Here is a 12,772-nt window from a genome sequence, read left to right on the forward strand (position 1 = left end):
ACCGGACGGCGCAGCATTGCATTGAATGGATTGCGGCCAAGGCAAGCGAGTGGGCCGACAGCGACGACGACCATAAGGCGATACAGGAATGCCTCGACGCGGCGCATTCCTATATTGCCTCACAGGATGCAAGTCATGAGCAAGACGCAGGACGCCCTCAAGTGGCTGAGCGAGAACCCGGACCGGACGGTCTACGCGGCGGCCAAGGAATTCAAGGTCGCCTCTTCGACTTTGTATAAGGCCATCAAGCAACGGGACGTTACGCAGGACCAGCGCTGCCCTTGCTGTGGGCAACTGATCAGGGAAGGAAAACAGGATGGAAGTTAAATACGGTGAAGGCGCGACCGAGTTCGGTCCAGGCGTGAGCATCGAAATGACTGGCGATGAGGTCGCGACAGCGATTGATGCATACCTCGTGGCGCATAGTGTTCATGTCAATGGGCCGCGCACCGTGACTGTCAATGGCGCTCTCTGCCGCGCCGGACGTGTGTACGTCGATCCAATTGGCTTTGTGATTGCAGATGGAGAGCGATTCTGTGGCCGCGGTCCTGAGAGGATTGGCACGAGTATAGAGAGCGCTATTCAAAACGTTGTTGATGCCGTGCACCATAGTATTTCGAACGCATCGAACGGAGTAGCGGTTTTTGAAGCCGGAGAGTTGGAGACGGCGCTGCGAGAATTTGCGGCGGAAATACTCAGGGGTGCGGGAGTAGTTGTGAAAGACGCACCGCTAGTACGGGCTGAGTGATGCGCTGAGGCGCGAGGAGATGGGATGAGCAAAGAACGTAGCCGGTTTGACGCCTTGGGCGATCGGGTGAAAGAGTTCGAGATGATGGAAGCAGGCCGCAGGCTGATGCCGGGCTTGCCAGTGATGGTCCGACTGGATGGTCGCAGCTTTCACACATTCACGCGTGGAATGGCGCGGCCCTTCCACGAGCCGATGTCGCGCGCAATGATTGAGACCGCACGGCATCTAGTGGGAGAGACGCATGCCTGTTTCGCCTATACCCAGTCGGACGAGATTTCACTTGGTTACTGGAATGTTTCTCCTGAGAGCGAGATGATGTTCGACGGCAGAATCCAGAAGCTCTGCTCGGTGCTGGCTGGCCTCGCCACGGCGAAATTCAATCAGGAAGTCGGTCATAGGATGCCAGAGAAAGCCCACCTTCTGCCGGCCTTCGATGCCCGCGTATTCAACATGCCGAGCCTAGACGAGATGGTCAACTGCATCCTATTCCGGGCGCTGGACTGCGCCAAGAACTCGATCACAATGGCGGCGTCGGCCTACTACAGCCACAAGGATTTACACGCCAAGAACAGTTCCGACAAACACGAGATGCTGCACGTGAAGGGCGTCAACTGGGCGAACTACCCGGCCTTCTTCAAGGACGGAACGTTTCTGAGGCGCGAACTTGTGGTGAAGGAGTTATCGGCAGAAGAGTTGGCGCGAATTCCCGAAAAGCATCGCCCGGTCGGACCAGTGCAGCGCAGTCAGGTGGCGGAGGTTGATATGCCACCGTTCGCTAGGATCGCCAACCCCAAGGGAGTGCTGTTCTATGGAGAGGCGCCGGTTGCCAAGTCGGATCGGCTGACCGCTATAAGCGCAGGCTGATGGATCGTCGCCAATAGCGAGAGGAGATGAGTATGATCAAGTACTTCATCAGCTACACGAATGGGCCAAAACCGGGCGATCCGGCGGCCGTGACACACGGCGTAGGCCGATGCGACATAACAACGGATGCACCGATCACGAGTTGTGACCGCGTTTTCGACATAGAAAGAGCCATCATCGAGAGACATGGCTTTGCATGGTGCGTAGTCACAAACTGGCAACGCTTCGAAGAGTAATGCCCAAAGCACCCGGCATCCCCTTCGCCCGCCCCATTGAAGCATCGGACCTGATGATAGCCGCAGCGCACAAGACGCCCTTCTCGGACCCGGAATTCCTGTTCGAGTGGAAATACGACGGCTATCGCTGTCTCGTGCGAAAAGGCGATCGCATCGAACTGATATCGCGCAATGGCAACTCGCTCAACGCGTCGTTCCCTGACGTCGTAGATGCTGTCGCAGCCGTACCGGGCTCATTCGTATGGGATAGCGAGCTGACCGTGGACGATGCCCGGGCCGCGTCCTTTCAGCACTTGCAGACCCGCGCTAGGACGACTCGCAATGCGCGAGCAGCGGCACGCAAACACCCGGCGAGGTTCTACGTGTTCGATATGCTAGCAACCACGCGAGATATACGGGGACTTCCGCTGATCGAGCGTAAGCGGTTCCTGCGGGACTCGTTCGATGACTCGGATGCGCTGGTCTACGCGAGTGGGATTGTCGGGGCTGGCCTAGAAGTCTTCGAGCTCGTCAAGCGGCACGGCTTTGAAGGCATGGTCGCGAAGAGGTTGCAGTCGACGTATCAGAAAGGTCGGTCGCGCGACTGGCTCAAGATCAAATGGGCCGGGTACGGTCGACAGGGGTTTGGAAGGAGCCTTACGCCGCCACTGAAACAATAGGCTTGATGTCCAACGCCGCGGCAATTTTCTCACATCGAGCCTGCACCATACCCATGTCGTGATCCGAAAAGCTGCCCGCACCGGGCCACTGCTTTACTGGAATGACTTCGAAGCCAGCGCTTTGCAGCCAGACGTGATCCTGTTGCGGCCGAGCCTGCCAGCGCGGATCGATCCACGGCCACGCCGCCCATGAGTCGGCTCCGTTGAGCACGCAGACCATGCCCGCTAGTTCAGCGGCGTACGTCGCGTAGAACTGCGCATCGCAAAACTTGGGCGCTTCAAAGCTCCACAAGCCGCCGATCTGGTGAGCCGGCAGGAACAGCGGTGTCAGGTGAGTGCGGCTCGCGCCCAAACTGTGCCCGCACACGGAGAAGACCGAGCCGGCCGGCGCAACCGACAAGGCCCAATCCCACACCTCTTGCATGCCTGATATAACGCCTTCGGTGACGGTTCCGCCTTTAACCGGATGCGGATCAAGAGAGACGTCATCGAAGACATCCAGCAGCTTTAGACTGGATGCGCGCGTGCCCGAGATGCTGAGATGCGTTGTACCAGACGGGTCAACCGAGATCACCGCCTGGTTATTTGCATCGCTGAAGATGGAGCTCCACACGTCGCCCAGCGCCTCGAAAGCCGCCTTCGACTGCGCGGCATCTTCGATATAGGCGGCGTTGGCCCGCTTGGCCGCGGCGGCGGTTGCGGACCAGTCAATCATTTTGCCGCCGACGACGCAGCGACAGGCGCCGATGCAGCGGTCGCTGCGATGGCCTTGTTCACAGCGCAGAATGCGCCGTTACTCAATGCAACAACGCTGAGCGACGGATCCGCCACCGCGGCGGCAGTGACAACGGCTTGACCGACCGGACACGCTGCATTTACTGACGCGGCGGTAGTCTGGAGCGCGCCGACTGCGGCGCTATTTACGGTCGCAACATTGGTTGCTGCGGTCTGGATTTGCGCGGCCGAGCATGCGCCGAGAGCGATAGACGCGATGAGGCCTGCCGTGAGGCACAGTTTCTTGAACATGGTGATTCCTTCGAGAGGTGGAGTTACTGGTAAAAATGGATGGGGATGAAACGACAATCCCATGCGGAGACGTGCTCTACGCAGGACGTCGCGCACGCAGACAGACAGAGCACCGCGAGCGCGGCGACGAGGGCTAGGCGCTTCATGGGAGCCTCAGGGATAAAGACTGCGGGGATTTCAGAAGCGCACTGTCGCGCCGACCTTGACCGCCACACCCTCGGCGCCCTTGTTCACGGCGAGCGAGAGGCTTGTCGAGCGATTCGGCTCTACCAGCAGAACGCAGCAGCCGAGCTCGGCATCCGGGCCGAGGGTGGGCAAAACTTGGGCGTGTTCGACGACCGCGCAGCCAGACAGCAGCAGTGCCGCGAGTGCGACGCGGATCACTGCGCGGGCGTGGCGGGCTGCGTCGCTACCGGCTTCGCCGCACGCGACGCGAGCCAGTTATAGCCGGCATGAAGTCCCATCACGACTGCGCCGGCGACCAGCCCGGAGAGATTTGCCGGGGGCAAACCATGAAACCCGCTGATGGCCCAGTTGATCGTCGGGACTAGATCGGTCGCGCTAACCGTGAGACCGCCGCTGATGATTGCTTTGTTCATAGATGCTCCTATGCGGGTTGGTGAGTCGATGCTCGGACCTTCGACGCTGCCAGATGCTCGGCCAGCAGCTCGGCCTGGAAGCGCGCTACGGCATCCGGATCTGTGAAGACAGACTGGGTGTTGTTCTGCGCCTTGTAGCCAACGCCACCGGGGGCGCCCTTGACGACGAACGTGCCCTCGCCTGACGCACTCCAGTTGGTCGAGCCCTCCGCGCCGACCTTGCCATCTGCCACGAATCCCTTGGTATGGCTGATCTGGTGCGTCGAGGACTGCCCGATCACGAAGTGCGTCGAGAAGCCGATCGGGTCTTGCGCAGCATCCGAGGCGAGCAGCTTTCTTTCGTGCACGCCGCCGGCCTGCGACTTGTCGAGCGTGATGACGCAGGTAATCGACGGGTCGTGAACGATCTTCATGATCAGCTCGTTGAGCTCGTCGTCGTCATACCCGAACATGTTCAAGTAGAGCGAGACGGTCACGCGCGACAGGATGTGTTTGAGGATGTCGTGCACATCGTCGCGGCCGACGTAGTACAAGTGGAAGTCCTTCGACGCGTTGGGCGAATAGGCGCCCTCCTTCGTGTACGGAGCAAGCTCGAGAAGGTCGAAGGTCTGAAGCGTCGGAGAAAGGATTTTTGTTCTCATGGCCTTGAACGAAAAAACCCGCCCGAAGGCGGCATGTTTGAGTGATTGGAGATCAGCGCTGCTGGCAGACGATCTGCATAGAGCGCGTATCGGTGCGCCCTTGATTCGTGGTGAACTCGAAATGCACGTTGTAGGTCGCGCCGAGTGTCCCGCCCGAAAGCCAGGCGACTAGCAAGCTCGCCGGCACGCCGTTCGAATTGGCATTGATGCTGCTATTCAGCACGCTAATCCCGTCGTCTGCCGTGACGACGAGATTCGTTACTTGCTCCCCCACTGCGAGCCACGGCTTGATGAGTTGCGTCGCGGATGGGCTGAGATCGAACCCGTAATCAAGGTCGGCGCTCGGGTCTTTGGGAATGACCGGGATGTTCACTGGGTAGGCCATGAAAATTCCTATGCGGCAACTGCGATGATTCGGGTCTCGGCCGATAGCGACAAGACGCGTGTTTCGGCTGTCATGCTGAATATTCTGGTTTCCGCGCGGACCGAGACAATGACGGGCAGCACGGGCGAATAGTTTCTGTTGGTGGCAGCACCTGACGCAGACAGTGGCCCGAGCGCGCCCGACACCATGGCCTGCGTGGCCGCGATATCCACGGCCTGGACGCTTGTCGACAACGCGCCGAGAGCCGATGCGCCGGCCGCGCCGGATTGCTGCGTTGCTGCGCCTGAGCCGAGAAGCAGGAGCGAGCTTGCAGCGATAGCCGAGCGAGCCTGCGCGACGCTTCCCGCCGAGCCTAATGCCCCGAATGCGCCCGAGACCGAGCCCGTGCGCCACGCTGCAACAGATCCGCTCGACGAGAGAGCCCCGAGCACGCCTGATGCCGTAGCGGCGTCCGGTACGATAGTCGAAGCGGATGCGCTAGACGACAGAGCGCCCAACACGCTTGACGAGGTGCCCGACTGCGACCGGTTCGCGGTGGCAGACGTGGACAGCGACAGCGTGCTTGAGGCAGCCGCAGATGTCGCCTGAGTGGCGGTGGCTGAACTTGCCAGTACCCCTAGCGTCGAGGAAACAGCCGCCGATCGAGATCTGGTTGCCGTTGTCGAAGACGACAGTCCGCCGAGCGACGAGATAGCAACGGCCGCTGCGGCGACTACTGCCGTGGCTTGCGATGCCACGCCGCCGAGCGAAGCGGAGCCGGTAGCTGATCGAGTGCGCGTGGCAACAACTGACGATGACAATCCACCCAGCGTAGACGCCGCAACTGCGGTAGCGCTCGAGCTAGCTAAGACCTTCGCAGCCTGGATCGCAACGTTGGAGTTGTTATTCAGGCCCGCCGCCTGCAGCGTCAGCGCGATCGTTAGCGTCTGGCCCGACGAATTGGCCGCGTAAGTGAGCGTCGAAACCTTGTCCTGCGAGACATTGGCAGCAGGCGGAGTTGGCGTGTGAGTGATGGGCGCCGCGCTTCCATCCGACAACGTCGCAGTGAGCTGACCGCCGCCACTGTAAGTCGGCCAGTAGACGACAACCGTGCGCGGGGTTGTATCGGCCAACACAGTGAATTGCAGGCCCTGCCCCGCTGCTGCGGTCCCCGAGGAGGCGGAGGCGTAGATGCCGTCACTGGAGTTGGTGGCCGCCGCCATCGGCGTGCCGTCCGTCCACGTGATCAGCGTGGCGTCGCCGCTGTACCACTGCGCGTTGACCGCGCCGATGACAGTCGGCAGACCAAACAGCGATCCGCCACCGGCCTTGCGATTGGGCGCCGTCCAGGACTGCGGGAACTGGATCCAGTCAGTCTGAGCCGGCGACGAGAGATTGGCAGATACCGCGCCAATAACTGTTGAGCCCGTTAATGTGCCCACGTCTCAACCCTCAAAGGTCAGTGCTTGTTCGAATCAAACAGCCGGCATTTTCATCGTCTGCGTAAGCGAGACAGGCACGCCAAGCTGGATGATCGGATTCGAGATGAGAGCGTCGAATAGCTGGCCGGCGCCCTGGTATGTCCAGACTGCCGTACCATCGGTAAAGGTCGTCGTGCCGCTCGGCGTCGTGCCGCTCGATGTGCCCGCGGTCGTGCATTTGTAGGTGTTGCCGCCTGACAGGCAATACTGGCCCAGTACCACCGCTTGCGACGCGATCCACGCAGACCCGACCGTGAAATCACCCTCGACCGAGGTGCCGTCCGATTTGTAGCCGCGCGCGAACGTGCATGAGCCGCCAGCAACGGGGTTATACGAGCCAGCAGTAAAGCTTGCGGTCGTGACCATGTTCGGGGCGCTGAAAGCTGGCGCACCGTAGGCGGTTGCCGAGTAGACGCCCGTGCACAACGTCGTGTTGCCGCTCAATGCGGTTTCGGGTGTGACGGGCATCGCGCCACTCAGCAAAACAAGCGAGCCGCTGTTGTACAACGCGCAATAGGCTGAAAGTGCGACGCCTACGCCAGCTTGAGACGGGTTCATATTTGCTCCAGAAAGCAAAAAACCGCCTCAAGGGCGGCTCAGTGGTGAGGGATTACGGGGAATTAACGAGCAACTATCGTTTCGCCTAGGTAATTCGATTCGGCGCGACGGGTATTCTCTGCGTGCGCACATTGCCCCGTGCGCAAGCCTTGGACGCGCCCCACACTTTTTCCGAGGTTGGGGCGTCTTTTTATGTGGCGCACTGTCGAGCACGAGGCGCGAAAGCATCAACAACCAAGCACCTTCTTTGCCGCCGCATACAGCGCTTGCCTCGTCTCAAGCCCATTGGTGCCGCCGTTGATCCGCTTCGAGATCGTCACGAACTGCTGTTGATCGGCCAGCGCATTCAGTCCGCGATTGCTCCACCACCAGGCGGCCGAGCGCGCGGCGTTCACGGGCGTCTCAAGCAACTCTGGATGGTTCGATAGGTCGAGTTCGAGCCCCAGCGACGCGAGCAGGTAATTGCGCCGGCCCGTGATTTGAATCAAGCCTCTGCCGCGAAAGAGAAGGCCATCGCCAGGAAACGTATTGCCGAGGTCCGCCCTGCCTTCGTATCCAAGCTGTGCGGGCGTCGGTCCCCAGATTTCAGCGACGTACTCGAGGTGCTCGGACTCGCACCCGACTTGCGCGAGGAATGCGGAGAGGCGCAGCGGCGTGTTGATCTCGTAGCGATCGCAGGCGGTTTGTAGCGGGGCGACCCACTGCGCCGCGCGCAGCACCGTCGAACCGCAGGACGCAGCGATGATCGGCGCGGTGAGGTTCATTTGAAAAACACCTCGATCACCCTCATCGCCCCATCCCGCCCAACGATGGCGATCAGCGCCAGGAAATAGAGGACGTACTCGACGCGCTGCATGCGCTTATCGCCGCGCTTGAACCTGTCGAGGATGCCTTGGTAACGCTCCGCGCAAACCGCCTCGTGGACTTCGATGCGCTTCTCGTTATCGGCGATGGCGGCTTGCGTGTCGTCGTGGTTCGTCATTGGTCGATGGCCCGTGCAAATGAAAAAGCCGCCCTGGTAGGCGGCTGGTGGTCGAAATCGTGGTGCTTGATACCCGGGTCGCGAAACCATGGCGATCCAGTGCAAAGGCTTGTGCAGCTTGGGGCCACCCCAGTCGGCGGCGCGGAAATAAAAAAGGCCCTCGGGGTTACCCGAGAGCCTTCGATCTACCTATTCCGTGCCCTCCAACTGGGCCGGAATATGGCTTGCCACACCCCGTTAAAGAGAGTCGTGTTAGGGCGTAAATTACCAGATTTCCGGGTATTTGAATAAGTGGTTTTGGGGCACTAATTGCGGATGTCAGCCGGTGGGAGGCTTGCGGCGGGACTTCTGAAGCGAAAACCGCGAGTTCTTTGACGGCGGGAAGGTGCCTTCAGTGGATGCGGGGCCGACGTCTTGGGCGGGCGCGGGCTTGGCGCGAAACTTCGGCTTCAAATGCTCGTGCTCCGGCTTGACTTGACCCGTGTCGTCGAGGATGCCGGTTTGCTTGCCTATCTGGACCATCTCCACGATGGGCTCCATCGCCTCTGCCAAGTTTCCTTGCGCGATAGCCTGCCCGAATCTTCGGGTGATATCGCGGAATTGTTGCGTCACCTTGTTTGAGGAGCTTGGGTCCAGGTCGAGTGACAGCACCATCATATTTGCCACGCGCTCAAGTAAGCGCCTCTGAACGTCGATTATTTGCTTCTGAGCCTCTGAGGCTGCCACGAATGTCTTGAGGGCAGCCTCCGTCTGCTTGTGAGCAGAGGACTCGGAGAACGAGTCCTCCAGCCTCCGAACGATTTCAAGGTTAAGCGAGCGTCGCGCGCCCTCTGAGGCTGCATCTAGCCGGCCCTTCAACTCCTGCGGCATGCGAATGTTGACCTGGGGATCGCTTCTAGCCATTTCAGTTTGCCGTAAAAAAGTTCTTGCTCAAGTGCTACTACAGTAGTAGTCTCGGTCCTGTGCTAGCTAAATAGTAGCACGCAAGAACAGATAACCCGGAGAAACCGATGGATTCCGAACCCACCATGACGACAACGCTTCGAATGCCGGTTTCGATGAACCAGGCAATCAAGCACGAAGCGATCGACAACCGCCGCTCCCTCAACAGCGAATTGCTGCATCGCCTGCAACGCACGCTGGATGAAGACAAGCAGCCGGATGACGAAAAAGCGGACTGAAAAAGAAAAGCCCCGAACGACTTCTTGGCGGTCGACGTTCAGGGCCTTGGCGCAGCAACCCATAGAGGGCCACAACATGTCAAATACTAGCACAGCAGAATCTATCCGCAAGTCGGATGTCAACGCCAAACTCCTCGCCCTCTTCCGCGCGGAATCGAAGTACACCGCGGAACTCTGGACGATCCTTCAGGAACTGCGCCTCTGGGCCGCCGTCGAGGGTATCGCCCTACCCGACTTTGCGAAGCCGAACCGCACGCTCTACATCGACCGCTTCGACGAGGTCAATGATCGGCACACTGCGGCCGAGAACTTCCTGTCGGGCCGGAACACTGATGTTCGTTCGCTTGAGTTGCACTGATGGCTACGAAACACGAAATCGTTACCCTTCGCGCTCTTTTCGCGCTGCCGCCCATCAAAGAGTCGGTCAGCACTGCGCTCGCCGTTCCCGATATGCCGCAGCAGACAGTGACGACCGGCGACCGCGAGGTAGACGCGGTTCTTTGGTTGCAACGCGTCGTGAGTACGGGTCACCCGACTCTCATCGCCAAGGCGCTGGAAGCTGTCAAGCTCATCGAAACCCCAATGACGAGTTTGGCAGACCGCTACGCGGACTACTTGCGTCGGTCAGGGGCTCATCCCCTGCAAGTCGCCTTCGGCACGGTCGGCTTCGGCGATCTCGACAAGCAGGCGGACCGTGCGATCGACAAGGCGCGCAATCAGCATGAAGCGCTCGCAAGATTCGGTAGCGTCGAATCTTTGTTCGCTGATACGCCGGCAGAAAAGGCCTGCAAAAAGGCGCTGCGCGGACTGAATGCCAGCGCACATGGATTCTATGACGACGACGCCATTGCCGATCGTTTCGGCCGGTTCCCTGGCTTGGTGCCTCATACCATCGATGATTGCCTGTATGTCAGAGCCTACTGGCGGGATATGTACCGCCTCCGCCTCGCGATGGGCGACTCCGGCGACGGAACATCGCATGGATGGGCTCACGAATGCTATTGCCTCGCCATGCTGGCACGCATCAAACCGCGCGATGGCGCTGAAGCCATAGCCGCTTTCGACCACCTTTACGAAAGCGACTCGGACGATTCAAAGGAAGCGCCGGCAATTCTGCGCAATCTCGTAGTGAGTGGCTGGAACTCCAGCTATCAACCAGTTCAGCAAGAGGAGCAATAGGCATGAGCAATATCATTCCGTTCCTATTCAAGGACCACGGCAGGATCCACGAAATCCGCGCCGTCATCATTGACGACGAGGACCACTTCGTCGGCAAAGATGTATGTTCAGCGCTCGCATACGCGGACTCGACGACGGCAATGCGGTCTCACTGCCGAGGGGTGCAAAAGCTGCACCCCATCCCTGACGCTAAAGGGCGTCTGCAAGATACCCGGGTTCTTACCGAGGCGGATGTGCTGCGCCTGATTGTGAGCAGCACCCTCCCCGCCGCAGAGCACTTTGAGCGCTGGGTGTTCGAGGAAGTGCTGCCCGCGATCCGAAAGACCGGAAGCTACCAAGCCCCTGGTACGCCGCAGCGCTCAGCAAAAATGGAAGCGGAGATAGCAGGCGCCGAGCTGTACGCGCGCTTGCTCAGACCCGCTCCATCAAGTCAAGTCGCCATGATCGCGAAGATCGTGGAGAACAATGGCGGCGATCCGAAATTCCTTCCGGCCTATGCCGTGGATGCCGCTCCCGATCAACTGAGCGGCAGTTCAATGCCGACCAAGCCGCTGAGCGCGCTTCTTTCCGATCACGGAATCCGCATGAGCGCCCAGGCATTCAACAAGTTGCTGGCTGAGGCGGGTTATATCGAAGAGCGTACGCGACCGAGTTCATCGGGCAAGGATGGAGTCAAGCGATTCTGGGCCATCACAGACTTGGGGCTGCGGTACGGAAAGAATTTGACGCCTCCAAACAATCCGCGCGAGACGCAACCGCACTGGTACGTCGAGCGCTTTGCTGAACTCCATGAACTCGTTGTGACTATCGCGGCATAGAAAGATGCGCCCCGGCTGGCTGTAACCAGTCGAGGCGCGATTGATCCGAAACCCACCTCTCCACGGGAGAGCCCGAATCATGGAACATCCTAGCACGCAGCACACAAACCCCGACAGCGGGCCAGAGCCGAGTGTTCGATCTTTCCACAGCATGCTGTCGGGCGACCCCCTTTGAATTTCAGCGAGCTACAATGCCGCCTCTACCAATAAAAAGTTACGACATGGAACAACGACGCTTAGATTTCATTCAGGCGCTTCGCGGAATAGCTGCACTCGGGGTAGTAATTTGCCACGCTCGCTGGTTCCTTCACGACACTCCGAATTGGGATTCCGCAAATCGCTATCTCATTTGGGGTGCTGGCGGGGTCGACTTGTTCTTCATCATCAGTGGCTTCATTATGGTTTATGCGACTCGCAACTTCGACGGCTCGCCTTCGTATGTCCGCAATTTTGGTATAAAGCGCTTTGCAAAGATTTGGCCGCCATACGCTGTGGCTACGATCATCTGGCTTTTAGTTGGTCGGGGCAGTGGATACCTGTCCGAATATCACACTAACTTAATAAAAAGCCTGCTCTTTATTCCTTTCGATTCGTCCCGCCCCCTGTACCTTGGCAGCGAGCAAACAACCCTATCGGTCGGCTGGACTCTGAACTATGAAGCATACTTCTATGTCGCGTTCGGCTTGTCGATGCTGTTTAAAAAGCTGCGCTGGGTTGTCTTCTCCGGCTGGATGCTGTTCTTCCTGATCGCCCTTCCGTCTATTTATGATGTGGGGACTTTGGATCCGCTCGCGCAGATGGGATTTCGATCATCCTATCTGTCCATGATGACAAACCCGATAATTTGGAATTTCCTGATAGGAGTCATCCTCGGGCACTTCTACTTGACGGAAAAACTTCCACTGCCACGACCCCTTGCATGGTCCATCGCCCTACTGGCCCTAACGATCTGTCTTTGGGGGTACGTCGGTAACTTCTGGGCAGTCGACGGCATAAAAGGATGGGGCGGATATTCTGCTGCACTTGTCCTGGGTCTTGCTGTTCTCGCCAAGACGGAAAACCTCCGTGTTCCTAGGGTGCTCGTGACACTGGGAAACATGTCTTTTACGCTTTACCTGACGCACGAAATCGCCTTCAATCTCGTGCTTCGAGCGTATAGCGCAGTCGGCCAAAGAGAACAAGTTCATACGTGGGCGGCTTCCGTTTTGGCGGTTGGAGTTTCCCTTTCCTTAGCTATTGCAGTTTCTGGCTTGCTCGAAAATAGGCTGCATGACCTGGCCTTGAGGGTGCTTTCCCGGCGAAATCGAATGCCCAATGTCTTAACTCACCAGAGTTGAGATCATCGGATGAGCTTAGCGCGGCGGGGGGGTACCGCGGCGTCTAAGCGACAGATTTGATCGAGATTCAGGCGGACCCCGTTTGAGCGGTGCCGGCTC

21 protein-coding genes are annotated in these 12,772 nt (G+C 59.1%); 10 read left to right on the forward strand and 11 right to left on the reverse strand.

What is annotated here, in order from left to right; genetic code table 11:
* The first annotated feature begins 135 nt into the window (after nt 1-135).
* From HV670_RS08665 to HV670_RS08685, 5 genes are read left to right on the forward strand one after another with little or no spacing between them, the layout of a single operon-like run.
* Nucleotides 136-327, forward strand: a complete 192-nt coding sequence (locus HV670_RS08665) for a hypothetical protein (protein WP_175104364.1) — start codon at nt 136-138, stop codon at nt 325-327.
* Nucleotides 317-748 carry a hypothetical protein gene (locus HV670_RS08670; RefSeq protein WP_175104365.1) on the forward strand — a complete coding sequence of 144 codons (432 nt, stop codon included), beginning with the start codon at nt 317-319 and terminating at the stop codon, nt 746-748. The genes HV670_RS08665 and HV670_RS08670 overlap by 11 nt, the downstream gene beginning before the upstream one ends.
* Before the next feature lie 24 nt (nt 749-772).
* Nucleotides 773-1,612 carry a tRNA(His) guanylyltransferase Thg1 family protein gene (locus HV670_RS08675; protein ID WP_175104366.1) on the forward strand — a complete coding sequence of 280 codons (840 nt, stop codon included), beginning with the start codon at nt 773-775 and terminating at the stop codon, nt 1,610-1,612.
* A 32-nt stretch (nt 1,613-1,644) separates the two neighbouring features.
* On the forward strand, nt 1,645-1,848 hold the full coding sequence (locus HV670_RS08680) for a hypothetical protein (RefSeq protein ID WP_175104367.1): 204 nt from the start codon (nt 1,645-1,647) through the stop codon (nt 1,846-1,848).
* A complete protein-coding gene (locus HV670_RS08685) occupies nt 1,848-2,507 on the forward strand; it encodes an ATP-dependent DNA ligase (RefSeq protein ID WP_246257170.1) in 660 nt (219 codons plus the stop codon). Before HV670_RS08680 ends, HV670_RS08685 begins: the two co-directional genes overlap by 1 nt.
* Here HV670_RS08685 and HV670_RS08690 read toward each other — a convergent pair.
* The 11 genes from HV670_RS08690 to HV670_RS08740 form a co-directional block, all read right to left on the reverse strand.
* A complete protein-coding gene (locus HV670_RS08690; protein WP_175104368.1) occupies nt 2,485-3,222 on the reverse strand; it encodes a hypothetical protein in 738 nt (245 codons plus the stop codon). The two genes, HV670_RS08685 and HV670_RS08690, sit on opposite strands and share 23 nt — an antisense overlap.
* Nucleotides 3,219-3,533, reverse strand: a complete 315-nt coding sequence (locus tag HV670_RS08695; RefSeq protein ID WP_175104369.1) for a hypothetical protein — start codon at nt 3,531-3,533, stop codon at nt 3,219-3,221. The genes HV670_RS08690 and HV670_RS08695 overlap by 4 nt, the downstream gene beginning before the upstream one ends.
* Nucleotides 3,534-3,710: 177 nt before the next feature.
* Complete coding sequence (locus tag HV670_RS08700) at nt 3,711-3,917, reverse strand: hypothetical protein (RefSeq protein WP_175104370.1); 207 nt, start codon at nt 3,915-3,917, stop codon at nt 3,711-3,713.
* Nucleotides 3,914-4,132, reverse strand: coding sequence for a hypothetical protein (locus tag HV670_RS08705; protein ID WP_175104371.1), 219 nt, complete (start codon nt 4,130-4,132; stop codon nt 3,914-3,916). Before HV670_RS08705 ends, HV670_RS08700 begins: the two co-directional genes overlap by 4 nt.
* Before the next feature lie 8 nt (nt 4,133-4,140).
* Nucleotides 4,141-4,773: a phospholipase D-like domain-containing protein gene (locus HV670_RS08710; RefSeq protein ID WP_175104372.1), complete on the reverse strand. Its 633-nt coding sequence runs from the start codon at nt 4,771-4,773 to the stop codon at nt 4,141-4,143.
* A gap of 52 nt (nt 4,774-4,825) precedes the next feature.
* Nucleotides 4,826-5,158: a phage fiber-tail adaptor protein gene (locus tag HV670_RS08715; protein ID WP_175104373.1), complete on the reverse strand. Its 333-nt coding sequence runs from the start codon at nt 5,156-5,158 to the stop codon at nt 4,826-4,828.
* A gap of 8 nt (nt 5,159-5,166) precedes the next feature.
* The gene (locus HV670_RS08720; RefSeq protein ID WP_175104374.1) at nt 5,167-6,579 is read right to left on the reverse strand and encodes a hypothetical protein; all 1,413 of its coding nucleotides are present in this window, start codon (nt 6,577-6,579) and stop codon (nt 5,167-5,169) included.
* 33 nt (nt 6,580-6,612) lie between these two features.
* Nucleotides 6,613-7,176: a hypothetical protein gene (locus HV670_RS08725; protein ID WP_175104375.1), complete on the reverse strand. Its 564-nt coding sequence runs from the start codon at nt 7,174-7,176 to the stop codon at nt 6,613-6,615.
* A 227-nt stretch (nt 7,177-7,403) separates the two neighbouring features.
* Nucleotides 7,404-7,940 carry a glycoside hydrolase family 19 protein gene (locus tag HV670_RS08730; RefSeq protein ID WP_175104376.1) on the reverse strand — a complete coding sequence of 179 codons (537 nt, stop codon included), beginning with the start codon at nt 7,938-7,940 and terminating at the stop codon, nt 7,404-7,406.
* On the reverse strand, nt 7,937-8,158 hold the full coding sequence (locus HV670_RS08735; protein WP_175104377.1) for a hypothetical protein: 222 nt from the start codon (nt 8,156-8,158) through the stop codon (nt 7,937-7,939). The genes HV670_RS08730 and HV670_RS08735 overlap by 4 nt, the downstream gene beginning before the upstream one ends.
* A gap of 318 nt (nt 8,159-8,476) precedes the next feature.
* Nucleotides 8,477-9,061: an Arc family DNA-binding protein gene (locus tag HV670_RS08740; RefSeq protein WP_175104378.1), complete on the reverse strand. Its 585-nt coding sequence runs from the start codon at nt 9,059-9,061 to the stop codon at nt 8,477-8,479.
* Between the two features lie 143 nt (nt 9,062-9,204).
* Here HV670_RS08740 and HV670_RS08745 point away from each other — a divergent pair, with 143 nt between their 5' ends.
* The 5 genes from HV670_RS08745 to HV670_RS08765 all read left to right on the forward strand — a co-directional run bounded on the left by HV670_RS08745 (nt 9,205) and on the right by HV670_RS08765 (nt 12,673).
* The gene (locus tag HV670_RS08745; RefSeq protein ID WP_281362383.1) at nt 9,205-9,339 is read left to right on the forward strand and encodes an Arc family DNA-binding protein; all 135 of its coding nucleotides are present in this window, start codon (nt 9,205-9,207) and stop codon (nt 9,337-9,339) included.
* A 76-nt stretch (nt 9,340-9,415) separates the two neighbouring features.
* Nucleotides 9,416-9,697: a hypothetical protein gene (locus HV670_RS08750; RefSeq protein ID WP_175104380.1), complete on the forward strand. Its 282-nt coding sequence runs from the start codon at nt 9,416-9,418 to the stop codon at nt 9,695-9,697.
* The gene (locus HV670_RS08755) at nt 9,697-10,518 is read left to right on the forward strand and encodes a hypothetical protein (protein ID WP_175104381.1); all 822 of its coding nucleotides are present in this window, start codon (nt 9,697-9,699) and stop codon (nt 10,516-10,518) included. The genes HV670_RS08750 and HV670_RS08755 overlap by 1 nt, the downstream gene beginning before the upstream one ends.
* Before the next feature lie 2 nt (nt 10,519-10,520).
* Nucleotides 10,521-11,336, forward strand: a complete 816-nt coding sequence (locus HV670_RS08760) for a BRO-N domain-containing protein (protein WP_175104382.1) — start codon at nt 10,521-10,523, stop codon at nt 11,334-11,336.
* 221 nt (nt 11,337-11,557) lie between these two features.
* Nucleotides 11,558-12,673, forward strand: coding sequence for an acyltransferase family protein (locus HV670_RS08765; RefSeq protein ID WP_175104383.1), 1,116 nt, complete (start codon nt 11,558-11,560; stop codon nt 12,671-12,673).
* Nucleotides 12,674-12,772 lie beyond the last annotated feature (99 nt).

Origin of the sequence: Pararobbsia alpina, assembly GCF_902859895.1 — a bacterium.
Taxonomy (GTDB): Bacteria; Pseudomonadota; Gammaproteobacteria; order Burkholderiales; family Burkholderiaceae; genus Pararobbsia; species Pararobbsia alpina.

Excerpts from the sequence above, each read along its gene's own strand:
- HV670_RS08665 (WP_175104364.1), top strand. The coding sequence starts at position 136 with ATGAGCAAGACGCAGGACGCCCTCAAGTGGCTGAGCGAGAACCCGGAC.
- HV670_RS08670 (WP_175104365.1), top strand. The coding sequence starts at position 317 with ATGGAAGTTAAATACGGTGAAGGCGCGACCGAGTTCGGTCCAGGCGTG.
- HV670_RS08675 (WP_175104366.1), top strand. The coding sequence starts at position 773 with ATGAGCAAAGAACGTAGCCGGTTTGACGCCTTGGGCGATCGGGTGAAA.
- HV670_RS08680 (WP_175104367.1), top strand. The coding sequence starts at position 1,645 with ATGATCAAGTACTTCATCAGCTACACGAATGGGCCAAAACCGGGCGAT.
- HV670_RS08685 (WP_246257170.1), top strand. The coding sequence starts at position 1,848 with ATGCCCAAAGCACCCGGCATCCCCTTCGCCCGCCCCATTGAAGCATCG.
- HV670_RS08690 (WP_175104368.1), bottom strand. The coding sequence starts at position 3,222 with ATGATTGACTGGTCCGCAACCGCCGCCGCGGCCAAGCGGGCCAACGCC.
- HV670_RS08695 (WP_175104369.1), bottom strand. The coding sequence starts at position 3,533 with ATGTTCAAGAAACTGTGCCTCACGGCAGGCCTCATCGCGTCTATCGCT.
- HV670_RS08705 (WP_175104371.1), bottom strand. The coding sequence starts at position 4,132 with ATGAACAAAGCAATCATCAGCGGCGGTCTCACGGTTAGCGCGACCGAT.
- HV670_RS08710 (WP_175104372.1), bottom strand. The coding sequence starts at position 4,773 with ATGAGAACAAAAATCCTTTCTCCGACGCTTCAGACCTTCGACCTTCTC.
- HV670_RS08715 (WP_175104373.1), bottom strand. The coding sequence starts at position 5,158 with ATGGCCTACCCAGTGAACATCCCGGTCATTCCCAAAGACCCGAGCGCC.
- HV670_RS08725 (WP_175104375.1), bottom strand. The coding sequence starts at position 7,176 with ATGAACCCGTCTCAAGCTGGCGTAGGCGTCGCACTTTCAGCCTATTGC.
- HV670_RS08730 (WP_175104376.1), bottom strand. The coding sequence starts at position 7,940 with ATGAACCTCACCGCGCCGATCATCGCTGCGTCCTGCGGTTCGACGGTG.
- HV670_RS08735 (WP_175104377.1), bottom strand. The coding sequence starts at position 8,158 with ATGACGAACCACGACGACACGCAAGCCGCCATCGCCGATAACGAGAAG.
- HV670_RS08740 (WP_175104378.1), bottom strand. The coding sequence starts at position 9,061 with ATGGCTAGAAGCGATCCCCAGGTCAACATTCGCATGCCGCAGGAGTTG.
- HV670_RS08745 (WP_281362383.1), top strand. The coding sequence starts at position 9,205 with ATGCCGGTTTCGATGAACCAGGCAATCAAGCACGAAGCGATCGACAAC.
- HV670_RS08750 (WP_175104380.1), top strand. The coding sequence starts at position 9,416 with ATGTCAAATACTAGCACAGCAGAATCTATCCGCAAGTCGGATGTCAAC.
- HV670_RS08755 (WP_175104381.1), top strand. The coding sequence starts at position 9,697 with ATGGCTACGAAACACGAAATCGTTACCCTTCGCGCTCTTTTCGCGCTG.
- HV670_RS08760 (WP_175104382.1), top strand. The coding sequence starts at position 10,521 with ATGAGCAATATCATTCCGTTCCTATTCAAGGACCACGGCAGGATCCAC.
- HV670_RS08765 (WP_175104383.1), top strand. The coding sequence starts at position 11,558 with ATGGAACAACGACGCTTAGATTTCATTCAGGCGCTTCGCGGAATAGCT.